23 protein-coding genes are annotated in these 25,812 nt (G+C 60.2%); 14 read left to right on the top strand and 9 right to left on the bottom strand.

From position 1 onward, the window contains the following. The first annotated feature begins 1 nt into the window (after position 1). From F8N43_RS01300 to greB, 3 genes are read left to right on the top strand one after another with little or no spacing between them, the layout of a single operon-like run. On the top strand, positions 2 to 685 hold the full coding sequence (locus tag F8N43_RS01300) for an ABC transporter ATP-binding protein (RefSeq protein WP_123510220.1): 684 nt from the start codon (positions 2 to 4) through the stop codon (positions 683 to 685). Then, positions 685 to 3,189, top strand: a complete 2,505-nt coding sequence (locus F8N43_RS01295) for an ABC transporter permease (protein ID WP_150631046.1) — start codon at positions 685 to 687, stop codon at positions 3,187 to 3,189. Before F8N43_RS01300 ends, F8N43_RS01295 begins: the two co-directional genes overlap by 1 nt. A 34-nt stretch (positions 3,190 to 3,223) precedes the next feature. Next, positions 3,224 to 3,721 carry a transcription elongation factor GreB gene (greB, locus tag F8N43_RS01290; protein WP_008031876.1) on the top strand — a complete coding sequence of 166 codons (498 nt, stop codon included), beginning with the start codon at positions 3,224 to 3,226 and terminating at the stop codon, positions 3,719 to 3,721. Between the two features lie 3 nt (positions 3,722 to 3,724). Here the strand turns inward: greB and F8N43_RS01285 are convergent, their stop codons facing one another. The 3 genes from F8N43_RS01285 to F8N43_RS01275 form a co-directional block, all read right to left on the bottom strand. After that, positions 3,725 to 4,033 (bottom strand): class I SAM-dependent methyltransferase, encoded by a 309-nt coding sequence (locus F8N43_RS01285; protein WP_150631045.1) that lies wholly within the window; start codon positions 4,031 to 4,033, stop codon positions 3,725 to 3,727. A 248-nt stretch (positions 4,034 to 4,281) separates the two neighbouring features. Continuing rightward, positions 4,282 to 4,716, bottom strand: coding sequence for a DoxX family protein (locus tag F8N43_RS01280; protein WP_150631044.1), 435 nt, complete (start codon positions 4,714 to 4,716; stop codon positions 4,282 to 4,284). A gap of 105 nt (positions 4,717 to 4,821) precedes the next feature. Continuing rightward, positions 4,822 to 6,243 (bottom strand): transglycosylase SLT domain-containing protein, encoded by a 1,422-nt coding sequence (locus F8N43_RS01275; RefSeq protein WP_150631043.1) that lies wholly within the window; start codon positions 6,241 to 6,243, stop codon positions 4,822 to 4,824. 235 nt (positions 6,244 to 6,478) lie between these two features. On the opposite strand from F8N43_RS01275, the gene F8N43_RS01270 reads away from it, so the two are divergent. Further along, complete coding sequence (locus F8N43_RS01270; protein WP_150631042.1) at positions 6,479 to 7,288, top strand: TatD family hydrolase; 810 nt, start codon at positions 6,479 to 6,481, stop codon at positions 7,286 to 7,288. Positions 7,289 to 7,328: 40 nt separating this feature from the next. Here F8N43_RS01270 and F8N43_RS01265 read toward each other — a convergent pair whose 3' ends face one another. Next, positions 7,329 to 8,558 carry an acyl-CoA dehydrogenase gene (locus F8N43_RS01265; RefSeq protein WP_017339821.1) on the bottom strand — a complete coding sequence of 410 codons (1,230 nt, stop codon included), beginning with the start codon at positions 8,556 to 8,558 and terminating at the stop codon, positions 7,329 to 7,331. 152 nt (positions 8,559 to 8,710) lie between these two features. Between F8N43_RS01265 and F8N43_RS01260 the strand changes: the two genes are divergently transcribed. The 3 genes from F8N43_RS01260 to F8N43_RS01245 all read left to right on the top strand — a co-directional run bounded on the left by F8N43_RS01260 (position 8,711) and on the right by F8N43_RS01245 (position 11,267). Continuing rightward, positions 8,711 to 9,640 (top strand): LysR family transcriptional regulator, encoded by a 930-nt coding sequence (locus tag F8N43_RS01260; RefSeq protein ID WP_008031887.1) that lies wholly within the window; start codon positions 8,711 to 8,713, stop codon positions 9,638 to 9,640. A 201-nt stretch (positions 9,641 to 9,841) separates the two neighbouring features. Beyond that, a complete protein-coding gene (locus tag F8N43_RS01255) occupies positions 9,842 to 10,240 on the top strand; it encodes a MerR family transcriptional regulator (protein ID WP_150631041.1) in 399 nt (132 codons plus the stop codon). 127 nt (positions 10,241 to 10,367) lie between these two features. Then, the gene (locus F8N43_RS01245; RefSeq protein ID WP_150631040.1) at positions 10,368 to 11,267 is read left to right on the top strand and encodes a hydroxymethylglutaryl-CoA lyase; all 900 of its coding nucleotides are present in this window, start codon (positions 10,368 to 10,370) and stop codon (positions 11,265 to 11,267) included. A gap of 679 nt (positions 11,268 to 11,946) precedes the next feature. Here the strand turns inward: F8N43_RS01245 and F8N43_RS01240 are convergent. Continuing rightward, positions 11,947 to 13,644 carry an AMP-binding protein gene (locus tag F8N43_RS01240; RefSeq protein ID WP_150653080.1) on the bottom strand — a complete coding sequence of 566 codons (1,698 nt, stop codon included), beginning with the start codon at positions 13,642 to 13,644 and terminating at the stop codon, positions 11,947 to 11,949. Between the two features lie 293 nt (positions 13,645 to 13,937). Here F8N43_RS01240 and F8N43_RS01235 point away from each other — a divergent pair, with 293 nt between their 5' ends. Genes F8N43_RS01235 through F8N43_RS01220 form a run of 4 tightly spaced genes read left to right on the top strand, consistent with a single transcriptional unit; the run spans position 13,938 to position 19,499 of the window. After that, the gene (locus F8N43_RS01235) at positions 13,938 to 15,101 is read left to right on the top strand and encodes an isovaleryl-CoA dehydrogenase (RefSeq protein ID WP_017339825.1); all 1,164 of its coding nucleotides are present in this window, start codon (positions 13,938 to 13,940) and stop codon (positions 15,099 to 15,101) included. A 12-nt stretch (positions 15,102 to 15,113) separates the two neighbouring features. Beyond that, complete coding sequence (locus F8N43_RS01230; protein WP_150631038.1) at positions 15,114 to 16,721, top strand: carboxyl transferase domain-containing protein; 1,608 nt, start codon at positions 15,114 to 15,116, stop codon at positions 16,719 to 16,721. 13 nt (positions 16,722 to 16,734) lie between these two features. Then, positions 16,735 to 17,550 (top strand): gamma-carboxygeranoyl-CoA hydratase, encoded by an 816-nt coding sequence (locus F8N43_RS01225; RefSeq protein WP_150631037.1) that lies wholly within the window; start codon positions 16,735 to 16,737, stop codon positions 17,548 to 17,550. Next, complete coding sequence (locus tag F8N43_RS01220; protein ID WP_150653079.1) at positions 17,550 to 19,499, top strand: acetyl/propionyl/methylcrotonyl-CoA carboxylase subunit alpha; 1,950 nt, start codon at positions 17,550 to 17,552, stop codon at positions 19,497 to 19,499. Before F8N43_RS01225 ends, F8N43_RS01220 begins: the two co-directional genes overlap by 1 nt. 39 nt (positions 19,500 to 19,538) lie before the next feature. Here F8N43_RS01220 and F8N43_RS01215 read toward each other — a convergent pair whose 3' ends face one another. Further along, complete coding sequence (locus tag F8N43_RS01215) at positions 19,539 to 20,186, bottom strand: LexA family protein (protein WP_150631035.1); 648 nt, start codon at positions 20,184 to 20,186, stop codon at positions 19,539 to 19,541. Between the two features lie 130 nt (positions 20,187 to 20,316). On the opposite strand from F8N43_RS01215, the gene F8N43_RS01210 reads away from it, so the two are divergent. Continuing rightward, a complete protein-coding gene (locus F8N43_RS01210; protein ID WP_150631034.1) occupies positions 20,317 to 20,658 on the top strand; it encodes a DUF6124 family protein in 342 nt (113 codons plus the stop codon). Positions 20,659 to 21,145: 487 nt separating this feature from the next. After that, a complete protein-coding gene (locus F8N43_RS01205) occupies positions 21,146 to 22,297 on the top strand; it encodes a M14-type cytosolic carboxypeptidase (RefSeq protein WP_150631033.1) in 1,152 nt (383 codons plus the stop codon). Between the two features lie 39 nt (positions 22,298 to 22,336). Here F8N43_RS01205 and F8N43_RS01200 read toward each other — a convergent pair whose 3' ends face one another. Then, positions 22,337 to 22,783, bottom strand: coding sequence for a winged helix-turn-helix transcriptional regulator (locus F8N43_RS01200; protein ID WP_150638779.1), 447 nt, complete (start codon positions 22,781 to 22,783; stop codon positions 22,337 to 22,339). Positions 22,784 to 22,877: 94 nt separating this feature from the next. On the opposite strand from F8N43_RS01200, the gene F8N43_RS01195 reads away from it, so the two are divergent. Continuing rightward, positions 22,878 to 24,083, top strand: coding sequence for an MFS transporter (locus F8N43_RS01195; protein ID WP_150653078.1), 1,206 nt, complete (start codon positions 22,878 to 22,880; stop codon positions 24,081 to 24,083). Here the strand turns inward: F8N43_RS01195 and F8N43_RS01190 are convergent. Both F8N43_RS01190 and F8N43_RS01185 read right to left on the bottom strand, forming a co-directional pair. Then, positions 24,080 to 24,625 carry a cytochrome b gene (locus F8N43_RS01190; RefSeq protein WP_150631031.1) on the bottom strand — a complete coding sequence of 182 codons (546 nt, stop codon included), beginning with the start codon at positions 24,623 to 24,625 and terminating at the stop codon, positions 24,080 to 24,082. The genes F8N43_RS01195 and F8N43_RS01190 overlap by 4 nt on opposite strands. Continuing rightward, positions 24,622 to 25,707: a catalase family peroxidase gene (locus F8N43_RS01185; RefSeq protein WP_150653077.1), complete on the bottom strand. Its 1,086-nt coding sequence runs from the start codon at positions 25,705 to 25,707 to the stop codon at positions 24,622 to 24,624. The genes F8N43_RS01190 and F8N43_RS01185 overlap by 4 nt, the downstream gene beginning before the upstream one ends. Positions 25,708 to 25,812 lie beyond the last annotated feature (105 nt).

Below are 25,812 nucleotides of genomic sequence, written 5' to 3'. Positions count from 1 at the left end.
CATGGGCGCAAGCATTCTCACCGCGAAGAACCTCAGCAAAGTGGTTCCCAGCGCGGAAGGTGAACTGACTATCCTGCACGAACTCAGCCTGGAACTGAACAAGGGCGACAGCCTGGCCATCGTCGGCGCGTCCGGCTCCGGGAAATCCACCCTCCTCGGCCTGCTCGCCGGCCTCGACTTGCCGAGCAGCGGCGAAGTCACCCTCGCAGGCCAGGCCCTGAGCAATCTCGATGAAGACCAACGCGCCCGCATCCGCGCTGAACACGTCGGTTTTGTCTTTCAGTCATTTCAGTTGCTCGACAGTCTCAACGCCCTGGAAAACGTCATGTTGCCGCTGGAACTCGATGGGCGCAAAGACGCCCGTGAGCGCGCCACCGAATTGCTGCAAAGAGTCGGACTAGGCCAACGCCTGACTCACTCGCCGCGCCAGCTCTCCGGTGGCGAGCAGCAACGCGTGGCGATTGCCCGTGCGTTTGCCGCTGAACCCGACGTGCTGTTCGCCGACGAACCCACCGGCAACCTCGACAGCCACACCGGCGAGCGCATCAGCGACTTGTTGTTCGAATTGAACAAGGAGCGCGGCACGACGCTGGTGCTGGTGACCCACGATGAACGCCTGGCACATCGTTGCCGGCGCCTGATCCGCCTTGAAGCCGGCCTGCTGGTCGCCCCTCTGGAGCCTTGATGGCACGCCTGCCGCTGTTGCGCCTGTTCAGTCTCGCCCTCCGCCAACTGCTGCGCGACGCCCGCGCCGGTGAGTTGCGGGTGTTGTTCTTCGCTTTGCTGGTGGCGGTGGCCGCGAGTACTGCCATCGGTTACTTCGGCGCCCGCCTGAATGGCGCCATGATGCTGCGCGCCACCGAGTTTCTCGGCGCCGACCTGCTGCTCGAAGGCAGTTCACCGGCGCGACCCGAACAGATCAGAAGTGGCACGGATCTGGGCCTCGAACACGCGCAGGTGGTGGAGTTCTCCAGCGTAATCGCCACCGACAACGGCATTCAGCTGTCCAGTATCAAAGCCGCCGATGACGTCTATCCACTGCGCGGCGAGCTGAAAAGCGCCCCCGCGCCCTTCGCTGCGGAAGAATCCGGAGGCGGACCGAAACCCGGCGAAGCCTGGGTTGAAGCGCGGCTGCTGACCGCGCTGGATCTGAAGATCGGCGACAGCATCGACGTCGGCATGCGGACCCTGAAACTGGCGCGAGTACTGACCTATGAACCGGACCGCGCCGGCAATTTCTACAGCCTGACGCCGCGGGTGCTGATCAACCTCAGCGACCTTGCGGCGACCGGCGTGGTGCAGCCCGGTAGTCGGGTCAGCTACCGCGAACTCTGGCGTGGCAAGGCCGAAGCGCTGGAAACCTACCGTCAACTGATCAAACCCGGCCTTGCCGCCAACCAGCGTATTCAGGATGCGCGCGACGGCAACCGGCAGATCGGCGGTGCGCTGGGCAAAGCCGAGCGCTATTTGAACATGGCCAGTCTGGTGGCGGTGCTGTTATCCGGCGTCGCAGTGGCGCTGTCGGCGACGCGCTTCGCCACCCGCCGCTTCGACGCCAGTGCGCTGTTGCGTTGCCTGGGGTTGTCCCGTCGGGAAACCATGGTGCTGTTCAGTTTGCAGCTGACGGTGCTCGGACTGTTGGCCAGCATCAGCGGTGCGTTGATTGGCTGGCTGGCGCAGCTTGGCCTGTTCGCGCTGCTGCATGATTTGTTGCCGACCGATGTTCCACCGGGCGGTCTGTTTCCAGCCATCGCCGGGATCGGTACCGGACTGGTGGCGCTGGCCGGTTTTGCCTTGCCGCCACTGGCTGCGTTGGGTCGGGTCCCGCCACTGCGCGTGTTGCGTCGCGACATGCTGCCGATACCTTCCAGCACGTGGATGGTCTACGGCGCGGCATTGGGCGCACTCGGCTTGATCATGTGGCGCCTGAGCCTGGATTTGGTGCTGACCTTCGCCCTGCTCGGTGGCGGCGTGATCGCGGCGCTGGTGTTGGGTGGTTTGCTGTTACTGCTGCTCAAAAGCCTGCGCCGGATGCTCGCGCGCGCTTCGTTGCCGTGGCGCCTCGGCCTGGGTCAATTGCTGCGCCATCCACTGGCTGCCGCCGGACAATCCCTGGCCTTCGGTTTGATTCTGCTGTCCATGGCGTTGATCGCTTTGCTGCGCGGCGAATTACTGGACACCTGGCAAAACCAGTTGCCGAAAAACGCGCCGAATTATTTCGCGCTGAACATCCTGCCGGCAGACAAACAGGCCTTCACCGATCGCCTGATCGAACTGTCGGCGCAATCGGCGCCGCTGTACCCGGTGGTGCCGGGACGGTTGATCAGCATCAATGGCGAAGCGGTGCAGGACATCGTCAGCAAGGACTCGGCCGGTGATCGGGCGATTCAGCGCGACCTGAGCCTGACCTGGGCCGCAGACCTGCCGACCGGCAACAAACTCACCGCCGGCAACTGGTGGGGCGATCAGGCACCGGACGACGTTCCCGGCGTGTCGGTGGAAGGCAAAGTCGCCGAGAGCCTGAAGCTCAAGCTCGGCGATCACATGGTCTTCACCGTCGGCGGAGTCAATCGCGAAGCGAAGGTCACCAGCCTGCGAGAGATCAACTGGGATAACTTCCAGCCAAACTTCTTCATGATTTTCCAGCCCGGCACATTGAAGGATCTGCCGGCGACCTACCTGACCAGCTTCTATCTGGCGGCGGGTCATGATCAGCAGATCGTCGACCTGTCCCGCGCCTTCCCGGCGGTGACCATTCTGCAAGTCGAAGCCTTGCTGGCGCAGCTACGCAGCATCCTCGCCCAGGTCACCCTGGCGGTGGAGTACGTGCTGTTGTTTGTGTTGGCGGCGGGGATGGCGGTGTTGTTCTCCGGCCTGCAAGCAACGCTCGATGAACGTATTCGCCAAGGCGCATTGTTGCGGGCACTGGGGGCCGAGCGACAATTGCTGGTCAAGGCCCGACGGATCGAGTTCGGCCTGCTTGGCGCGGTCAGCGGATTGCTCGCGGCACTGGGCTCGGAGCTGGTGAGCCTGGTGCTGTACCGATACGCCTTCGACCTGCCGTGGCACCCGCATCCATGGCTGTTGGTGTTGCCCCTGATTGGCGCTCTGCTGATCGGCGGTGCCGGCGTGTTCGGCACCCGGCGTGCGTTGAACGCCAGCCCCCTGACAGTCTTGCGCGAGGGTTGATAGACTCGAACTTTCTCAACCACAAGAAGTTGCCATGAGCCGTTATCGCCCTCCCCGCACCGCTGGCACCGCGCTGATCACTCCAGAAGGTGAAGCGCGGATGCGGGCCGAGTTCCATGAGCTCTGGCATGTGCGCCGACCGCAGGTAACCCAATCGGTCAGCGAGGCCGCGGCGCAGGGTGATCGTTCCGAGAACGCCGAATACACCTACGGCAAAAAGATGCTGCGTGAAATCGACAGTCGCGTGCGCTTTCTCACCAAACGGCTGGAAGCGCTCAAGGTGGTCAGCGAAAAGCCCAGCGATCCGAACAAGGTCTACTTCGGTGCCTGGGTCACCATTGAAGACGAGGACGGCAAAGAATCGCGCTATCGCATCGTCGGGCCAGATGAGCTGGACTTGAAACTGGGCCTGATCAGCATCGATTCACCGTTGGCACGCGCCCTGATCGGCAAGGCGCTGGACGCCGAAGTTCGGGTGCAGACGCCTACCGGCGAACAGTGCGTGTATATCGTGGCGATTGATTACCCATAAGCCTTAACGGCGGGTGATCAGCCCTTGTCGGGCGACGCGGGTCAGTTGCTTGATCATCTCGGGCGCGTCTTCCAGGGCGGGCGACTGAATCACCGCCAGATCGAAACTGTCGCTGGCAAAGCGCGCCAGCGATTCACCGTCTTCGACAAACTGGATCAGGAACGCTGCGGGCCCACCGGTGCGACGTGGCCAACCATCGAGGTAACGCAGGAGCGTCGGCTGATGTTTGCCGCCAAGCAGGATTTTTGGATTGCGCTGGGTCAGATGTGCCGTGATCGGCGCGGGGCGTACAACGGGGCTTAGTGCATTCATCGTGTCGTGTCTCTGCCTCAAAAGTCTGCATGGCAGGTGAGAGGCAACACCGAACCAGCGCTTTAGCGGTATTTCGAAGCCTGTTTCAAGCTTCTATCGGTAACTGGATGAGTCACCTGGCGCCCCGCAAGTAGCTGTTTAAATCGGCGCATGAGCAGCATCCTAGAGAAGCCGACACGGCAGTGTCAAGAATCCCGAGCAACAAAAAAGGCCCGCGCGATGCGGGCCTTTTCGTTGAGCCAGAGCGGTCAGCCAGCGATGGCGCGGTCGACCGACAGCTTGCCGGCGCCTTCGATCAGCACTGCGATGCTGCCACCCAGCAGGGCCAAGGCGAATTCATAACCGTTGTTGGCCATGAACAGACCGTGACTGATATGCACGCTGAAGATGGCGACCAGCGACAGGAACGTCAGACCGAGTGCCGCCGGGCGGACCAGCAAACCGATGATCAAGGCCAGACCAGCGAAGAACTCGGTACCACCGGCCAATGTAGCCATCAGGTAACCCGGTGCCAGACCGATGCTTTCCATGTACTGCGCGGTGCCCGCCAGACCGTATCCACCGAAGGCGCCGAAAAGTTTCTGTGAGCCGTGGGCAGCAAAGATGATGCCGACGAAGATCCGCAGGACAGTCAGGCCGTAGCCAGCGCGGGTAAACAGTACCTTGTTGATCAGTGAGCTCATGCTGTGTCATCCATTGTGTGTTTGTGTGTTGGTTGGCCGCTATATTAATCACTAAATCAAATGATAAAAGCGCAATTATTCCGCCATAACAATCAGTTTATTCGATCATTTCCGTGAGGCAATTTTCTGCCCCTGGGGCTCCAACGACTCCCGCTCCCGATCGAACGCCAAGTAATACTTGTTCACGCTATTAACATAGCTGACGGGCCCCATTCCCACCTGTTCCATGGCAATGCGCTCGACCTGGAAGAACCATTGATTAGGGTTCAAGCCACGCCGACGCGCCTCGGCGCGCATGCCCTGAACCCGCTCCGGCCCAATGTTGTAGGCCGCCAACACAAACGCCATGCGCTCACGCTCGTTGAGTTTGGGGCTGGCAAAAAACTTGCGGCGGATCATCGCCAGGTATTTGGCTCCGGCCTGAACATTGGCATCGAGGTCCTGAATGTTGTTGACCCCGACCCGTTGCGCTGCGGACGGAGTGATCTGCATCAGGCCTGTGGGACCACCGCCGCTTCGCGCGCGGGGTTGCAGCGCGGACTCCTTGAACGCCAATGCCGCCAGATTCAGCCAGTCCATGCCTTGGGCATCGGCGTGTTTCTGCAACACCGGCCGAAGTTTTTCCAGTCGCTGGCGATCAGCCTTGGCCAATGGATAGTGCACTTGATACAGGCGACGGTAGATCCGCAGGAACGCGGCATCCTGATCCGAAGGCTTTTTATACCCGATCAGGAAGCGATCGATGCTCGCCCGCAGCATCGACGCGTCGCGGCGCACGAACCAGAACTCTTCCCCCGGCTCGCTGATCAGCACCTGCCGATCGAAGCGCAACTTAGGCAGAATCTTGCCCCAGCGCTCGGCAATCGGCTGCTCGACGATGGTCAGGTGAAAGATCCCGCCCTGAACCATTTCCAGCACATCTTCGACCGCCAGACTCGGATCGACCCACTCGACCTTCACCGGTGCCAGTTTGTGCAGGGCAAGCTTTTGATTGATCTGACTGATCGCGTCCCCGGCGGCACTGCCGGTGGGTAACGCCAGGGTTTTACCGGAAAGCTGTTCGAGGCGCGTGTAGCGTTTCTCGCCCTTGATTCCGACCAGAACCAAAGGAATATTGCTGGCAATCGGCTCGCTGGTGCTGACGGCATAGCCCGGTTGCAGATCAAGCAACTCGCCCGGCGCAACCAGATCACCCTCCCCGCGCTGCAACGCGCCGAGCAGTTGATCCTTGGCTTTTGGAATGATCTTGAGCGTCACTTCCTGACCGTCACGGGCGTGACCGTTGAGGTATTGCTCGAAGGCGCGCAGGCGATGATATTCGACGCCGATGGCCTGGCCCTGGACTTCGCCGGAGCTGTTGCGGCTCTGGTTGACCAACACCTTCAGGACACGGCTGCTGCGGATTTCCTGCAGATCGCGCACCTTGGCCGCCGGTACGGCTTGCAGCGGGCCGGCCAGCCGCGCAACCGCCGGCATCGGCAGCAGCAACGAACCACACAGCAGTAACAAAATCGAGGGACGTGTCATCCACTCTCCGGAAAGAATACTGGGCCGATTTCAACAAAACGGCTGAAATCGAACGACAGAAACAGAGCGCTTGAGCGCTGGCAAAGTGCGAAAGACTGGCACAGTGATGGCACGACGACCACCCCCAGCTTGTCTCGCGGCATCAAAAGACAGCTTTAACTCGTTGTAGTTCTTGGCTTTTCTTATAAATCTACAGCTCTGATATGCTTTCCGGCCTTTGGTCCGAGGTAGCACCATGCAACTCATCGATATCGGCGTCAACCTGACCAACCCCAGTTTTGCCGACAAACACCAGGCTGTACTTGACCGCGCCTATGCCGCCGGCGTCTGCCAATTGGTGCTCACCGGCACCAGTGTCGAAGGCAGCGAACAGGCGCTGGAGCTGTGCCAGCAACTGGATGAGACGGCGCAACGGCTGTTCGCCACCGCTGGCATCCACCCTCACGCAGCCAGCGACTGGAACGCCGACAGCGCCCAGCGTCTGCGCAGCTTGCTCAGAGAGCCGAACGTCGTGGCGGTGGGTGAATGCGGGCTGGATTTCAATCGTGATTTCTCGCCGCGTCCGCAACAGGAAAAAGTTCTCGAACAACACCTGGAGATGGCGATCGAGCTGCAACTGCCGGTTTTCCTCCACGAGCGCGACGCCAGTCAGCGTCTTCTGGAAATTCTTCGGGATTATCGAGATCAATTGCCCGCCGCCGTGGTGCATTGCTTCACCGGCGAAAAGAAGGCGCTGTTCAGTTACCTCGACCTGGACTTGCACATCGGGATCACCGGCTGGATTTGTGATGAGCGACGGGGCACGCATTTGCATCCGTTGGTGAAAGAAATCAAACGCGGGCGGTTGATGCTGGAGAGTGATGCGCCGTATCTGCTGCCGCGCAGTTTGCGGCCCAAGCCGAAAAATGGTCGCAACGAACCGGCGTATCTGACTGAAGTGTTGCGGGAAGTGGCGTTGCATCGGGGGGAAAGCGAGGAAGACCTGGCGGCTCACAGCACCGAGTGTGCAAGAGCCTTTTTCGGGCTGCCCTCCATAGAAGGATGATGCTATCGCGGGCCTGCCACAGGCCCGCGATAAAGCGGCCTTAATGACTGCTGCGCATCATTTCTTTAGGCACATACTTGCCGATCTCGAACTTGCCGATGGCCGCGCGGTGCACTTCGTCCGGGCCGTCGGCCAGACGTAGCGTGCGCTGCATCGCATACATGTAGGCCAGCGGGAAATCGTTGGAAACCCCTGCCCCGCCATGGATCTGGATCGCCCGGTCGATGACCCGCAGGGCCACGTTCGGTGCCACCACCTTGATCTGCGCGATTTCGCTCTTCGCCACTTTATTGCCGACGGTGTCCATCATGTACGCCGCTTTCAAGGTCAGCAGGCGCGCCATGTCGATTTCCATCCGCGAGTCGGCGATCTTGTCGATGTTGCCGCCCAGACGTGCCAACGGTTTGCCGAACGCGGTGCGGTTTACCGCACGTTTGCACATCAGCTCCAGTGCACGCTCGGCCATGCCGATCGAACGCATGCAGTGGTGAATCCGGCCCGGGCCAAGGCGACCCTGAGCGATTTCAAAGCCGCGTCCTTCGCCCAACAGAACGTTTTCGTACGGCACCCGGACGTTTTCGAACAACACTTCAGCGTGACCGTGTGGTGCGTCGTCATAACCGAACACCGGCAGCGGACGGACGATCTTCACGCCTGGGGCATCCACCGGCACCAGAATCATCGAGTGCTGGGCGTGGCGCGGCGCATCGGGATTGCTCAGGCCCATGAAAATCAGGATTTTGCAGCGTGGATCACAAGCACCCGAGGTCCACCACTTTTTGCCGTTGATCACCCACTCATCACCGTCACGCACGGCGCGGGCGGCCATGTTGGTCGCGTCGGAGGAAGCCACGTCCGGCTCAGTCATGGCGAACGCCGAGCGGATCTCGCCGCGCAGCAGCGGTTCGAGCCAGCGTTGTTTCTGTTCTTCGTTGGCGTAGCGCACCAGCACTTCCATGTTGCCGGTGTCGGGCGCCGAGCAGTTGAACGGCTCAGGCCCCAGCAGCGAGCGCCCCATGATCTCTGCCAATGGCGCGTATTCGAGGTTGGTCAGGCCAGCGCCGAGTTCGGACTCAGGCAGAAACAAATTCCACAAGCCTTCAGCCTTGGCCTTGAGTTTCAGTTCTTCCATGATCGCAGTCGGCTGCCAGCGGTCACCCTCGGCAACCTGGCGCTCGAACACGGCTTCGGCGGGATAAACGTAGGTGTCCATGAACGCGGTCACGCGCTCACGCAGTTCTTGCACCTTGGGCGAATAAGCGAAATCCATGAGCAGCTACCTTCTGGGGGGAGGTTGTTTAGGTCATGCAATCGATGCTAGAACAGCTACGAAAATTTACCTAGCCTATTCTCGGCGTGTATTAACATTCATCACCGATATATGATCGGCTGATTGAGAACCAACAATAAGAGTGCAGCGCAATGAATCTGAGCAAGGTCGACCTCAACCTTTTCATCGTCTTCGACGCGATCTACACCGAAGCCAACCTGACCCGCGCCGGACAAATTGTCGGCATTACTCAACCGGCTGTTTCGAACGCTCTGGCCCGCCTGCGCGAGACGTTCAACGATCCGCTCTTCGTTCGTACAGCCCAGGGCATGGTGCCGACGCCGATGGCGCAAAACATCATCGGCCCGGTGCGCAACGCCCTCTCGCTGCTGCGGGTGTCGGTGCAGGAAAGCCGCATCTTCAACCCGTTGCAGGCGGTCAAGACGTATCGCATCAGCATGACCGACCTCACCGAAGCGGTGATCCTGCCGCCCTTGTTCCAGCGCCTGCGCCGCCTGGCACCGACAGTGATCATCGAAAGCTTTCTGTCCAAGCGCCGCGAGACCACCAAGGAATTGGCGGCCGGGCGACTCGATTTTGCGGTGGACGCGCCGCTCAATACCGACCCGCAAGTGCGTCACGTCAAGTTGATGGAAGACCGTTACGTGTGCGCCATGCGCAAGGGCCATCCGCTGGCGACCAAGGAAAAGTTCACCCTCGATGACTACCTGTCGCTTACGCACATCCATATTTCCAGCCGCCGCAGCGGTCTGGGCCATGTCGACCTGGCCCTGGGCAAGATGGGCATCCAGCGCAAGATTGCCCTGCGCTCCCAGCATTACCTGATGGCGTCGCAGGTGTTGCAGCAGACCGACATGGTCATGACCGTGCCTGAGCGCTTCGCCCGTCGTCATGATTTGTATTCGGTGAACCTGCCGGTCAACGATGTACCGCCGGTGGAAACCCACCTTTACTGGCACGAAAGCACCGACCAGGACCCGGCCAACCGCTGGATGCGCGAGCAGATGATCGAGTTGTGCCAGCAGGTGACGGCGCATGAGAAGAAGCTCGATAAGGTGTAGGACGTTGGACCGAGGTGGTCCCTTCACCGGCAAGCCGGTCTCGCTCCCACATTCAAACGAGTTCCTTCAGAAAGAATGCGATTAAATGTGGGAGCGAGCCTGCTCGCGATGAGGCCCGCCAGAACACCTCAGAACCAAGCCCCTTGACGTAAACGTCAACCTGCCATTAGCTTAGCGCCATGATCTTTTTCGAGCGCTTCCATGAGCAGCCAGACCTATAGCATTTCCGACCTCGCCCGCGAGCTCGACATCACCACGCGGGCCATTCGCTTCTATGAGGAGCAAGGCCTGCTCAGCCCCGAGCGACGCGGCCAGGAACGCATTTATTCGCCCCGTGACAAGGTCAGCCTGAAACTGATCCTGCGGGGCAAGCGCATTGGTTTCTCACTTGCCGAATGTCGCGAGCTGATCGAACTCTACGACCCCACCGGCGGCAATCAGAAACAGCTGCAAACCATGCTGAACAAAATCGCCGAGCGCCGCGAACAGCTGGAGCAGCAGATGCTCGACATCGAGCAGATGAAACTGGAACTGGACACCGCACAAGAGCGCTGCACCCAGGCGCTGGAACAGACGATGAAAAGCCAGCCGGTCCTGTAGGAGCAGGCTTGCTCGCGATGGCGTGAGGTCAGTCGACATTTGTGTTGAAGGTGCTACCGCAATCGCGAGCAAGCTCGCTCCCACAGGGTTATCACCACATTCAGACAATCAGCACAGGTCGATTCCCATGTCCCTTCCTTCCCACGTACGCCTGGTCGAAGTCGGCCCCCGCGACGGTCTGCAAAACGAAGCCCAACCCATCAGCGTTGCCGACAAGGTGCAACTGGTCGATGCACTCACGGCCGCGGGTCTCGGCTATATAGAAGTCGGCAGTTTCGTTTCGCCCAAATGGGTGCCGCAAATGGCCGGATCCGCCGAGGTCTTCGCGCAAATCCAGCGCAAACCGGGCGTGACCTATGGCGCGCTCGCCCCCAACCTGCGCGGGTTTGAAGATGCGATCGCTGCCGGGGTAACGGAAGTCGCGGTGTTCGCGGCAGCGTCCGAAGCGTTTTCCCAGCGCAACATCAATTGCTCGATCAGCGAAAGCCTGGCGCGTTTTGTCCCAATCATGGAAGCCGCCAAACAGCACGGCGTCAGCGTGCGCGGTTACGTGTCCTGTGTGCTGGGCTGCCCTTATGAAGGTCACGTCAAACCCGAGCAAGTTGCCCGGGTCGCCCGCGAGCTCTATGCCATGGGCTGCTACGAAGTCTCGCTGGGTGACACCATCGGCACCGGCACCGCGGGCGCCACGCGCAAGATGTTCGAAGTGGTCGCGGCCGACGTGCCGCGGGAAAAACTGGCCGGGCACTTCCACGACACCTACGGCCAGGCTATGGCCAACATCTACGCCAGCCTGCTCGAAGGGATTTCGGTGTTTGACAGTTCCATCGCCGGCCTCGGCGGCTGCCCCTACGCCAAAGGCGCCAGCGGTAACGTCGCCACCGAAGACGTGGTTTACCTGCTCAATGGCCTCGGAATCGAAACGGGTATCGACCTGGACGCCTTGATTTTGGCTGGTCAGCAGATTTGCACGGTGCTGGGGCGCCCAACCGGTTCGCGCGTGGCCAAGGCTCGCAGCGCGCAGTGAGCGCACTGATGTGTCCAGGTGTTACCGCCCCGTCCGAAACGTGGGGGACAAACGAGTAACACGGAAACAAATTGTAGGGGTTTAGCTGAGCGAAAAATCTTACATAAAACTCAAGTCATTGATTTTAAAGGTTTTTTAAAAGTTGGCACGGCTTCTGCTATCTCTATGGCATAACAAGAATAAAAAGCAGCAAACCAATAAAAATAAGACGTAACGACTCTGACATAACAAGAACAACACGGCAGAGACGCAGCTAACAGATTTTTTTGGAGAAGGTGTGCTTTTCAGGGTGCTTTTCGGAGTAACCCGCAACCGGGCAGAGAACAATAAAACTACCTTCAGGTAGCTCCCGAACTGGTTGGATCGCTTAGCGAAAAAGTAGATCAGCGCTCAAAAAAATACGTTTGCTCTTGATCCCGGATGGGGATCGACAAAAACAGCGGTAAAGGGTCACGGTTACTAAAAACAAAAACAGACCGCCCCTCAATAATAAAAAAAGAGCACGCGCAACGACAAAATTAAAGGGGAGCTTCGGCTCCCCTTTGTGCTTTCTGCGATTCAGGTTTTCACCACCGCCCCTGTGGGAGCCAGCCTGCTGGCGATTGCGGTGGTCCAGACAAATGAATGTTGACAGACACTCCGCTATCGCCAGCAGGCTGGCTCCCACAAGGGAAAATTGTCAGACCTGTTTTCCGCTCAACTCCTCGATGCTGATCTCGCGCATCCGGAATTTCTGGATCTTGCCGGTGACCGTCATCGGAAACTCCTCGACGAACTTGAAGTAACGCGGCGTCTTGAAGTGCGCGATGCGCTCCTTGCACCAGGTTTGCAGCTCTTGTTCGGTGGCACTGTGCCCGGGGTGGAATTTGATCCAGGCAACGATCTCTTCGCCATAACGCGAACAAGGGATGCCGATCACTTGCACGTCCGCCACCGCCGGGTGGGTAAAGAAGAACTCTTCCAGCTCCCGCGGGTAAATATTCTCACCACCACGGATGATCATGTCCTTGTTGCGTCCGGCAATGCACACGTAGCCTTCATCGTTCATGCTCGCCAAATCACCGGTGTGCATCCAACCGGCCTGATCGATAGCTTCGGCAGTGCCTTGCGGGTTGTTCCAGTAGCCGAGCATCACGCTGTAGCCGCGAGTGCAGAGCTCGCCGATGGTGCCACGCGGCACCAGATTGCCCGCTTCGTCGATGATTTTGCTTTCAAGTTGCGGCTGGGTGCGGCCGACCGTGGTGACGCGCAATTCCAGCTCGTCTGAAGGACCGGTCTGCAACGACACCGGACTTGTTTCCGTCATGCCGTAGGCAATCTGCACTTCGTTCATGTGCATTTCGCTGATCACCCGGCGCATCACTTCGATCGGACAGGTCGCGCCGGCCATGATCCCGGTACGCAGGCTCGACAGATCGAATTCCGCACGTTGTGGTTGATCGAGCATGGCAATGAACATGGTCGGCACACCATAGAGCGCGGTGGCCTTTTCTTCGGCGACGGTGGTCAGGGTCAACAACGGATCGAAAGCGTCATTGGGGTAAATCATGGTGCTGCCGTGGGTGATGCAGCCGAGGTTGCCCATGACCATGCCGAAACAGTGATACAGCGGCACCGGGATCACCAGCCGATCATCGGCGGTCAGGCCGAGACTTTCGCCCACCATGTAACCGTTGTTGAGAATGTTGTAGTGGCTGAGGGTCGCGCCCTTCGGAAAACCGGTGGTGCCAGAGGTGTACTGGATGTTCACGGCCTGGTCGAAGTGCAGGCTGTCCTGACGCTCGCGCAACTGCTCGACAGACACGCTGCCAGCCAGATCAGTCAACTGCGACCACGGCAGGAAACCCGAGGGCGGCTGCGCATCCAGACTGATCACGCCGCGCAAGTCAGACAGACGTTCGCTCTGCAACTGACCGATGGATTGCTCCGCCAATTCAGGCACCAGCCCTTGTAACATGCCGTGATAGTTAGAGGTCTTGAAAGAGCCCGCGCAGACCAGCCATTGGCAGCCCGACTGCTTCAACACGTACTCGAGTTCAGAGCTGCGATACGCCGGGTTGATGTTGACCAGGATCACGCCGATCTTCGCGCTGGCGAACTGGCTGATGCACCACTGCGCGCAATTCGGCGCCCAGATGCCGAGCCGGTCACCGGCCTGCAACCCCAACGCGAGCAGCGCCCGGGCATGCAGGTCCACGGCGTCGGAGAGTTGCTGCCAGGTGTAGCGCAACTGTTGATGGCGCACGACCAGCGCCTCGCCCGTCGGATAACGCGCGACGGTGTTATCAAATGCCTGACCGATGGTCATCGCCAACAAGGCTTTGTCCTGAGAACCACGGGTATAGCTGCGCTGCGGGCTTGCACTGGGTTGATCCATGACGACCCCTATTGTCTTTATTAATGGGTTGCCGACGCTAACTTGTGGGAGCGAGCCTGCTTGCGAAGAGGTCGGTAGATTCAACAATGATGTCGACTGATCTGACGCTTTCGCGAGCAGGCTCGCTGCCACAGGGTGACCGTCGCGAGTCTGTAAGAACGGCTCTACTCTCGCTCAAGTTGACGTTAACGTAAAGGGTGATTGACAGCCATTCGTCACAGGCTTACGTTAACGTAAAGGTGAGAGTCAAATCACAACCCTCCCCGCCCTATAAAAAAGCCAAAAGGTGCCCCATGAGCTACCCATCCCTGAACTTTGCCCTCGGTGAAACCATCGACATGCTGCGCGATCAGGTTCAGTCCTTCGTCGCCAAAGAGATCGCCCCGCGCGCCGCTCAGATCGACATCGACAACCTGTTCCCCGCCGACCTGTGGCGCAAGTTCGGCGACATGGGCCTGCTCGGCGTGACCGTGCCGGAAGAATACGGTGGTGCCGGCCTGGGTTACCTGGCGCACGTGGTGATCATGGAAGAAATCAGCCGTGGCTCGGCGTCGGTCGCCTTGTCTTACGGCGCGCACTCCAACCTCTGCGTGAACCAGATCAACCGCAACGGCAATCACGAACAGAAAAGCAAATACCTGCCAAAGCTGATCAGCGGCGAGCACATCGGCGCCCTGGCCATGAGCGAACCGAACGCCGGTTCCGACGTGGTGTCCATGAAACTGCGTGCCGATAAACGCGGCGATCACTACGTGCTCAACGGCAGCAAAACCTGGATCACCAACGGCCCCGACGCCAACACCTACGTGATCTACGCCAAGACCGACCTGGAAAAAGGCCCGCACGGCATCACCGCATTTATCGTCGAACGCGACTGGAAAGGCTTCAGCCGCAGCAACAAGTTCGACAAGCTCGGCATGCGCGGCTCGAACACCTGCGAGCTGTTCTTCGATGACGTCGAAGTGCCGGAAGAAAACATCCTCGGCGTACTCAACGGTGGCGTGAAAGTGCTGATGAGCGGCCTCGACTACGAGCGCGTTGTCCTGTCCGGCGGCCCGACCGGGATCATGCAAGCCTGCATGGACCTGATCGTTCCGTACATTCACGATCGCAAGCAGTTCGGCCAGAGCATCGGCGAGTTCCAACTGATCCAGGGCAAAGTCGCCGACATGTACACCCAACTCAACGCCAGCCGCGCCTACCTTTATGCCGTTGCTCAGGCCTGCGAGCGCGGCGAAACCACGCGCAAGGACGCCGCCGGCGTGATCCTCTACAGCGCCGAGCGCGCCACGCAAATGGCCCTCGACGCGATCCAGATTCTCGGCGGCAACGGGTACATCAATGAATTCCCGGCCGGTCGTCTGCTGCGTGACGCCAAGTTGTACGAAATCGGCGCCGGCACCAGTGAGATCCGTCGCATGCTGATCGGTCGCGAACTGTTCAACGAAACCCGCTAAACGGAGCTGTCCATGGCTATCCTGCATACCCAGCTCAACCCCCGTTCGGCGGAGTTCGCCGCCAACAGCGCGGCGATGCTCACTCAGGTCGACGCGCTGCACACCCTGCTCGCGCAAGTGCAGCAAGGTGGCGGCCCGAAGGCGCAAGAACGCCACACCTCGCGGGGCAAACTGCTACCGCGCGAGCGGATCAATCGCCTGCTCGATCCAGGCTCGCCGTTCCTTGAGATCAGCCAACTGGCGGCCTACGGGGTGTACGGTGAAGACGTGCCCGCCGCTGGCGTGATTGCCGGGATCGGCCGAGTCGAAGGCGTCGAGTGCATGATCGTGGCCAACGATGCCACGGTGAAAGGCGGCTCGTATTACCCGCTGACCGTGAAAAAACACCTGCGCGCCCAGACCATCGCTCAGCAAAATCGCTTGCCGTGCATTTATCTGGTGGATTCCGGCGGCGCCAACCTGCCGCGTCAGGATGAAGTGTTCCCGGACCGCGAGCATTTCGGGCGGATCTTCTTCAACCAGGCCAACATGAGCGCCATGGGCATTCCGCAGATTGCGGTGGTCATGGGCTCGTGCACCGCCGGTGGCGCTTACGTGCCGGCGATGGCCGACGAAGCGATCATGGTGCGAGAGCAGGCGACGATTTTCCTTGCCGGTCCGCCGTTGGTTAAAGCCGCGACCGGTGAAGTGGTCAGCGCCGAAGATCTGGGCGGCGCCGACGTGCACTGCAAGATTTCCGGAGTCGCCGACCATTATGCCGAGAGCGATGAACACGCCTTGGCCATTGCCCGACGCAGCATCGCCAACCTCAACTGGCGCAAACTCGGCGAACTGCAACAACGCACGCCCATCGCCCCGCTCTACAGCAGTGACGAGTTGTATGGCGTGGTGTCGGCCGACGCCAAGCAGCCGTTCGACGTACGCGAAGTGATTGCGCGGCTGGTGGACGGTTCGGTGTTCGACGAATTCAAGGCGCTGTTCGGGACTACGCTGGTGTGCGGATTTGCCCACCTGCACGGTTACCCGATCGCGATCCTTGCCAACAACGGCATCCTCTTCGCCGAGGCTGCACAGAAAGGCGCGCACTTCATCGAACTGGCCTGTCAGCGCGGCATTCCGCTGTTGTTCCTGCAAAACATCACCGGCTTCATGGTCGGCCAGAAATACGAGGCCGGCGGCATCGCCAAGCACGGTGCAAAGCTGGTGACTGCCGTGGCGTGCGCCAAGGTGCCGAAATTCACCGTGATCATCGGCGGCAGCTTCGGCGCCGGTAACTACGGGATGTGCGGTCGCGCTTACGATCCACGCTTCCTGTGGATGTGGCCGAATGCGCGGATTGGCGTGATGGGCGCCGAGCAAGCCGCGGGGGTTCTGGTGCAGGTCAAGCGCGAGCAAGCCGAGCGCAGTGGCCAGGGTTTCAGCGCCGAACAGGAAGCCGAAATCAAGCAACCGATCCTCGATCAATACGAAGAACAGGGCCACCCTTACTACTCCAGTGCAAGGCTGTGGGACGACGGCGTCATTGACCCCGCGCAGACCCGCGATGTATTGGCCCTGGCCTTGTCCGCGTCGCTGAACGCGCCAATCGAACCGAGCCGCTTCGGCGTGTTCCGGATGTGATCGGGAGAACCTCATGAGCGACTTCAACACCCTCGAACTGCAGACCGACCCGCGCGGTTTCGCCACCCTGTGGCTGAGCCGGGAAGAAAAGAACAACGCGTTCAACGCCGAAATGATCCGCGAACTGATCCTCGCGCTGGACAAGGTCTCGGGCGATGCCAGCTTGCGTTTCTTGCTGGTGCGTGGACGCGGCAAGCATTTCAGCGCCGGCGCCGACCTGGCCTGGATGCAGCAATCAGCCGAACTCGATTACCACACCAATCTGGACGACGCCCGGGAACTGGCGGAGTTGATGTACAACCTGGCCAAGCTGAAAATCCCGACGCTGGCCGTGGTGCAAGGCGCGGCGTTCGGCGGCGCGCTGGGTCTGATCAGTTGCTGCGACATGGCGATTGGCGCCGACGACGCCCAATTCTGCCTGTCGGAAGTGCGCATCGGCTTGGCACCGGCGGTGATCAGCCCGTTCGTGGTGCAAGCCATAGGCGAACGCGCGGCACGTCGTTATGCCCTGACCGCCGAGCGCTTCGGTGGACAGCGCGCTCGGGAAATCGGTTTGTTGTCGGAGAGCTTCCCGATCAATGAGCTGGAACAGAACGTTGAGCAATGGATCGACAACCTGCTGCTCAACAGCCCGGCAGCCATGCGCGTCAGCAAGGACTTGCTGCGTGAAGTGGGTAACGGTGCGTTGACCCCGGCCCTGCGTCGCTACACCGAAAATGCCATCGCACGAATCCGCGTCAGCCCCGAAGGCCAGGAAGGCCTGCGCGCCTTTCTGCAAAAACGTCCGCCGAGCTGGCAGGCCGAAACCACCCCCAAGGAGCCGCGTTGATGAGCGCACCTGTCATTACCTCTCTGCTGGTGGCCAACCGTGGCGAAATCGCTTGCCGGGTCATGCGCACCGCCAAGGCCCTGGGCCTGACCACCGTCGCCGTGCACAGTGCCACTGACCGCGAAGCCCGGCACAGCCGCGAAGCGGACATCCGCGTTGACCTCGGCGGCAGCAAAGCCGCCGACAGTTACCTGCAAATCGACAAACTGATCGCCGCCGCCAAGGCCAGCGGCGCACAGGCGATTCATCCGGGTTATGGGTTTTTGTCGGAGAACGCCGGATTCGCCCGTGCGATCGAAGCGGCGGGCCTGATCTTCCTCGGCCCCCCTGCCTCGGCCATCGATGCCATGGGCAGCAAATCCGCCGCCAAAGCCTTGATGGAAACCGCTGGCGTGCCACTGGTGCCCGGTTATCACGGCGAAGCTCAGGACCTCGATACCTTCCGCGACGCGTGCGAACGCATCGGTTATCCGGTGTTGCTCAAGGCAACGGCGGGCGGTGGCGGCAAAGGCATGAAAGTGGTCGAGGACGTCAGCCAACTGGCCGAAGCCCTGGCCTCGGCTCAGCGTGAGGCGCAGTCCTCGTTCGGCGATTCGCGGATGCTGGTCGAAAAGTATTTGCTGAAGCCGCGCCACGTGGAAATCCAGATCTTCGCTGACCAGCATGGCAACTGCCTGTACCTCAACGAGCGGGACTGCTCGATTCAGCGTCGGCACCAGAAGGTCGTCGAAGAAGCCCCCGCACCGGGCTTGAGCCCGGAACTGCGCCGCGCCATGGGCGAAGCCGCCGTGCGTTCGGCGCAGGCCATCGGCTATGTCGGCGCCGGCACCGTGGAATTCTTGCTGGATGCGCGCGGTGAGTTCTTCTTCATGGAGATGAACACGCGCCTGCAGGTCGAACACCCGGTCACCGAAGCCATCACCGGTCTCGATCTGGTTGCCTGGCAGATTCGCGTGGCACGTGGCGAAGCGCTACCAATGACTCAGGATCAGGTGCCGTTGATCGGGCATGCAATTGAAGTGCGGCTGTATGCCGAAGACCCGGGCAATGATTTCCTGCCGGCCACCGGGCGTCTGGAGTTGTACCGTGAATCGGCTGACGGTCCGGGTCGTCGGGTCGACAGCGGTGTTGAAGAAGGTGATGAGGTTTCGCCGTTCTACGACCCCATGCTCGGCAAGTTGATTGCCTGGGGCGAAGACCGCGAGCAGGCGCGCCTGCGTTTGTTGAGCATGCTCGATGAGTTCGCGATTGGCGGGCTCAAGACCAATATCAACTTCCTGCGTCGAATCGTCGGTCATCCGGCGTTTGCGGCGGCCGAACTGGATACCGGGTTCATTCTGCGTTATCAGGAGCAACTGCTGCCAGAGCCCTCGCCGCTCAGCGATGAGTTCTGGCAAGCCGCGGCGCAGGCGTTTACCCAAAGCCAACCGGTCAGAACCCGCGCTGATGACACGAGTTCGCCTTGGGGCATCGGCAATGGGTTCCGTGCCGGATTGCCAAAAGAAATCACCCTGCACCTGAGCTGCGAAGGCCAGGACCGCGCACTGACGTTGGGCGCTACCCGGTCGGCGCAGCTCTCGGCCGAGCAACTGCTGACCGAACACAACGGTGTGCGCCGCCAGCATCGGGCAATCCGTCGCGGCGACGTGGTGTATCTGCAATGGGAAGGTGAGTTGCGCCGCATCGAGGCCTACGACCCGATCAGTGCGGTCGAAGCCAGTCACAGCCATCAGGGCGGACTCACTGCGCCCATGAACGGCAGCATCGTGCGGGTGCTGGTGGAGGCCGGACAAACGGTCGAAGCCGGGGCGCAACTGGTGGTGCTGGAAGCAATGAAGATGGAGCACAGCATTCGTGCGCCACACGCCGGGGTGATCAAGGCGCTGTATTGCCAGGAAGGCGAGATGGTCAGCGAAGGCAGTGCGTTGGTCGAACTGGAAGAAGCATGAAATCAGGATCGGTCCTACGCCTTGCGAGGACCGATCTGATCAGAACCTGGCCGTTGCCTGAACCACTACGCCGATGATTCGGCAGGCGTTGGTGTAAAGGGCTTTCGGGTACGTCGGATTGAGCGGGACCAGGTAACGCTGCCCGCCCTCTTCGATCAGTTTGCGGAACGTCGCTTCAGTGCTGTCCGGCCATTGGGCGATCACCAGTTTTCCGGGCTCCGGCACAATGGCCGGGTCCACCAGGATCATCATGCCCTCGGCGATACTGACGCCGCTCGGTGCTGTCATCGCATCACCCACCACGGTCAACCAGAATGCCGCGCCCTGAGCGTGGTAGTCGGTCAGTTCGAATCGCGCCTTGTCATAGACCGTCGGCTCGCCGTCGCGCACCTCGCAGGATTCGCGCCAGTCGCTGACCGGGTAACGAAAGTACGGGTTGTACTTTCGCACCAGATCCTGGCTCTCCTCCTTCTGGGTGTCCGGCTCCCGGATCACCAGCGCCACCTCGAGAAACTCCATGCCCAGTGCGTGCAACACGCGGTTCATGTCATCGATGCCGGGTTGGCGACGTTTGTTCAGCCAATGACCGACGCCGCCCTGGGACATCCCCAGGCGGTCGGCGAGTATTTCTTGAGTGACTTTGAGTTCACTCATCTTGGCCTTGACCAATTCAATCCATTTATCCATGTGCGGCACGATACGTGGGCGCCTCCGGCCAGCAAAACACAACTTGTAGTATTTAAATTTTCGTCACAAATACAGTTCGTACTACGATTGGGTCACGGATTTGAATCTAACACGGAGCTTTGCCATCGCCATGACCATCCCCAGCAATGACTTGCCAGACATGCAGATCGACACCTCCCTCACCTCGCCAAAAGGCTCGGCCGCCGCGCAGCGCGCCCTGGACTATTACTTGAAACCAGCTGTGTCCGAAGTGGTAGAAGAAGAACGTTTTTTTGATGTGAACCGCAATGTCAGCAGTGAAGAAGCGCTGGTGCGTGCTTCAGACCTGTTGCGTTGCGCTGCCGCCACCGCGTACGAGTCGGCGAACAATCTGCAGGGTGCCCACCGGGATCTGGCCTTTTCGACGGTGCATATGATCGATATGGCCAAGGCGTTGCTGGATCGATCCCTGGACGAGGATCATCACGGATAACACAGGCAGGGAAATTTCGCGGGGCGCGGGAAAGAATTTTCCAATCGCGCAGATAAAATCATTTGACTTGCAAACGAGAATGATTATTATTGCATGCAGCTGGTCGCGAGATCAGTCGATTGTCCAAGTGACCTTAGGTCGGTCTCCTGGACTATCTCCTCATCAGGCTAATCACGGTTTTTGACCCGGCTTTTTGCCGGGTCTTTTTTTTGCCAGTTATTCTGGCTTTACCTTCAGGCTAATGAAGTCTTTGGGTGCTGCAAATTCGATGGCGCGAATGATATCAAAAGAATATCTATTGGCAAGAGAAGCCCGCCAACATTGGGCCAAACGAATGAAAATAGCACTTGAGAATCAATTGCACAGTCTCTAAGCTGCGTCTGCGTCAAGGAAGACGCCCCCCCCCTTTTACCCCGCAATTTCCCCCGGTTTTTCCCTTCCCAGCGTGTAAAGTATCAGCCATAAAAATCATATTCAGGAATCGACTATGACCGTGGCCAAATCTTCATTCGACATCAGCGCCAATTTCGACAGCGGCAACATTGAAGTGCTGGACATCAGCAATCCGTTGCAAGCATTGCTGGCCATCAAGCCAGACACCCGCAGCCCGCATTTTCAGTGGTTTCACTTCAAGGCCAGCGGTTTGCACGTCGGGCAGGAACACTGGTTTCGTCTGAACAATGCCAGCAGGTCCTCGTACAACAAAGCCTGGGACGGCTATCAGGCAGTGGCGTCCTACGACCACGTCAACTGGTTCCGGGTGCCGACCATTTTCGAAGGCGACTGCCTGCGTTTCAGCCTCGAAGCCACCGCGACTCACGCCTGGTTTGCCTATTTCGAACCCTACAGCCGTGGCCGCCATGACTGGTTGATCGAGCAGGCGCTGACCAAGGCCGGCACCGAGCTGCTGGCCACCGGCAAGAGTGTCGAAGGTCGTGACATTCAACTGCTTCGCAAAGGCACCGGTGCCGAAGGCCAACGCAAGGTCTGGATGATTGCGCAGCAACACCCCGGCGAGCACATGGCTGAGTGGTTCATGGAAGGCGTGATCGAACGGCTGGAAAGGCACGACGATCCCGTCCTGAACAAACTGCTGGCCAGCGCCGACCTGTACCTGGTGCCGAACATGAACCCGGACGGTGCCTTTCACGGTCACCTGCGCACCAACGCCATGGGTCAGGACCTCAACCGCGCCTGGCAGAGCGCCAGCCAGGAAATCAGCCCGGAAGTCTTTTTCGTACAACAGCAAATGGAAAAGTACGGCGTGGACCTGTTCCTCGACATCCATGGCGATGAAGAAATCCCCTACGTGTTCACCGCCGGTTGCGAGGGCAACCCAGGCTACACGCCGCGAATCGAAAAACTCGAAGAGCATTTCCGCAGTCATCTGAAGCACCTGACCAAGGACTTCCAGACCAAGCACGGTTACACCCGCGACGAGCCGGGCAAAGCCAACATGACCCTGGCGTGCAACAGCGTCGGCGAGAAATTCGACTGCCTGTCGTTGACCCTGGAGATGCCGTTCAAGGACAACAACGACAAACCGGATCCGTTGACTGGCTGGTCCGGCAAGCGTTCGAAGCAATTGGGCAAGGATGTGCTGACGACCGCGGCGGACATGGTCGATACCTTGCGCTGATCCTCCACAATGGCTGCATGCCAGGCATGCAGCCACGCTTCATTCGGCCGCCACTCGCACACAATCCTCCGGCCCCAGCAATCGCCCGTCCTCGGCGCGCAATTCCAATGGCCGCACCGGTCGACCGTGGTCTCGGTCAACCACCCGCGAGTGCGCCTCCCCATCCTCATAGAAAAACGCCTCGCCCCACTGCCGCAATCCGATGATCAGCGGGAACAGCCCTTTACCCTTCTCCGTCAGCACGTACTCCTGATACGCGCTGCCATCCGACGCCGGCACCAGATCGAAAATCCCGTGGCTCACCAGCGTGCGCAATCGTGCCGAGAGAATGTTCTTCGCCATGCCCAGGTTGCGCTGAAACTCGCCGAACCGGCGAATGCCGTCGAACGCATCGCGCACGATCAGCAACGACCACCAATCGCCGATGGCATCCAGTGAACGGGCCACCGGGCATTCGGCGCTTTCCATGCTTGTACGCTTGGCCATGACCGCGCTCTCGAAAACAAATGTGGTTGCAATATAAAACCGGCTTGCTTACCGTACAACTGGTTTTATTTAGAAACCACTTTAGGAGCCCGGCATGAAGCCCACTCAAACAAATCTCAGCAGCGGCGTCGTGTTGCTGTTCGCCATCGCCTGCGGACTGGCCGTCGGCAATGTGTATTACGCGCAACCCTTACTTGATGCGATGGCCGAGGCGTTTGCCATGGACCCCGCCACCATCGGCATCGTCGTCACGCTCACTCAGATCGGTTACGGCATTGGATTGTTGTTGCTGGTGCCGCTCGGTGATCTGTTGAACCGCCGACGCCTGATCGTCACGCAAACCCTGCTGTCAGCGCTGGCGTTGTTGATGATCGCGTTAGCCTCGAACAGCACCTGGCTGTTGCTCGGGATGACGTTGACCGGATTACTGGCGGTGGTCACACAAGTGTTGGTGGCCTACGCCGCGACGTTGGCCATCCCGGCGCAGCGTGGACGCGTGGTCGGTGTGGTCACCAGCGGCATCGTCGTCGGCATTTTGCTGGCGCGGACAGTGGCGGGAGGCATGGCTGATCTGGCGGGCTGGCGCTCGATCTATCTGTTGTCGGCGGGGTTGACTCTGTTGATGGCGTTGCTGCTGTTGCGTGTGCTGCCCAAACACGAGGAAACGCAACCTGTCAGTTCCTACGCGGCATTGCTCGGTTCGGTGTTCACGTTGTTCAAGGAAGAACCGGTGCTGCGTCAACGGGCGATGCTCGCGTTGATGACCTTCGCCAGCGCCATGGTGCTGTGGACGCCCATGGTGTTGCCGCTGAGCGCCCCGCCGCTGTCGCTGTCCCACACGCAAATCGGCTTGTTCGGACTGGCCGGCGCCGCCGGAGCACTGGCCGCCGCACGTGCCGGGCATCTGGCCGATCGCGGCTGGGGCCAGTGGACCAGCGGGTTGTCACTGTTGTTGATGCTGGTTTCCTGGCTACCGATCGCCCTGACCCAATCTTCCTTGTGGGCCTTGTTGCTGGGCGTGATTACCCTCGATCTTGGCTTGCAAGCCGTGCACGTGACCAGCCAAAGCATGATCTACAGCGTGCGACCCGAAGCGCAAAGCCGCCTCACCGCCGGTTACATGCTGTTCTATTCGATTGGCAGCGCGTTGGGTTCGATCGGTTCGACGGCGATGTATGCGTGGGCCGGGTGGCTCGGGGTATGCCTGTTGGGTGCAGGGATCAATGCCATGGCGTTGGGTTACTGGTGGCTGACACTGAAAAGTGGCGCATCGGCACGATGCGCCACGCAAACCGGTTAACCGCGATCCTTGCCCCGCAGCATGCTGTCGAGCACGTCATCGCGGCGCACCCACGCGTGAAACAACGCCGCCGCCAGATGCAGCAGCACCGTCAGAAACAGCAGATACGCCAGATACCCGTGCGCCTTGCGCAGGAACGCAAACACCTGTGCATTGGCCGGGAGGATCGACGGCAACTGCAACGAACTGCTGAGCATCACCGGGTCGCCCGCCGCAGAAATCATCGCCCAGCCGAGCAGCGGCAGGATAAACATCAAGGCGTACAGCAACACATGCGAAGCCTTGGCCGCCAGCACTTGCCAGCCCGGCAAATCTGCCGGCAGCGGTGGTTGCCGGGTCGAAAAGCGCACACCAAGGCGCACGATCACCAGCAACAGAATGGCGATGCCCAACGGTTTGTGCAGATGGATCAGCCACTCATGGCGCTCCGAGACGGAAGCGACCATGCCCGCGCCGATAAACAGCATGGCAATGATCATCAACGCCATCAGCCAGTGCAGCAGTCGCGCCAGCGGCGCGAAGTGGTTCGGTTGGGCGCTCATTGTTGAGCCTCCTGTTTGGCGGCGGGCAACTGGCTGACTTCACTGGTGCGGCGCAAGTAGGAACTGGCGTAACCGGCTGAACGAGCGGCGAGCAACGGGTCGTCGGACCCTTCGATACCGGCGGGCAACACCAGCGGGTCGTAGTTGATGTCCCGGCATTCGCCATTCAGTTGCGGCTGGGTGCTTTCGAGCACCAGCGTGCCAGCGTTCACCACTTTGCGACCGTCGGGCCAGGCCTTGCTGGCGTCGTTGACCGGATCACCGGGGTTGGCCAGCGTGAGGTTCAACTGCCAACGCAACGGCCCTGTGGCAATCCGTTGAACCAGGTCTTTCTCGAGGAAATCGCCGCCCTCCGGCGCCGTGGCACCTGCCGCGTCCTGCACCAACGGCACCATGCTCCAGCGCACGGCCTGTTTTTGCCCGGCGGCGTTGACCAGGTAAAACGCGTTGACGCTGTTATAGGTTTCCGTGACGTAACTGGCGGATGGCTTGGCGGTTTTGATCCAGGCCAGGAACGGCGCTGCTTCCGGGTGCGCACCGAAAAACGCCGGCACCGCTGCCGGGTTCGGTTTGCCGGTGGCCGGGTCAGGCGACTGGGCCTGCTGCAATTGGTAAAACGCTTCGGGCGTACCCACCGGGAACACCGGCATGCTGTTCATCCCGGTACGCCACTGTTGGCCGTTGGCCTGGGTGAAACGCAGTGCGAGGCTGCGGATCGGCACGCTGTTGTCCGGTGCGTAAGGATTGCCGGCCGGCAACGCGAAACGTCCGACCACCGGGGTCCGCGCCTCATTGAACACCTGAGCGCTGGAATAGCTGCGCGCCTCGCCGCTGCTTTCGAAATGCCCGATCACGCACACCCCTTTGGAGTGATTACGCCGGAATCCCGGGTGCACGCCGTTGTTGGTTTCCAGCACATTGATCAGTTTTTTCGGCGTCAGGCGCTGTGGGTCAAGGGTGGCGTTGACGTAGGCAAAAGCCCCGGCCACGACAGCGACCACCACGGCAATACCGGCCAGGCGCAACGTCAGGCTCGCGGCACTCAAGGGGGGCCGGGGGGGCGGTGATGAGCGATCTACCATGAAAGACTCCAGGGCCATCGGCCACAAGTTAGAAGGATCAAGCAGACGAATCCCACGAAGGTTTATTCCATCGCGCGGTATTTATTTTTTCGGGCGTGGAATAAC

It is taken from the genome of Pseudomonas fluorescens (assembly GCF_902498065.1).
Lineage (GTDB): Bacteria > Pseudomonadota > Gammaproteobacteria > Pseudomonadales > Pseudomonadaceae > Aquipseudomonas > Aquipseudomonas fluorescens_BJ.
Note: the sequence above shows the minus strand (reverse complement) of the source record. Positions and strands in the feature narration are given on the sequence as shown.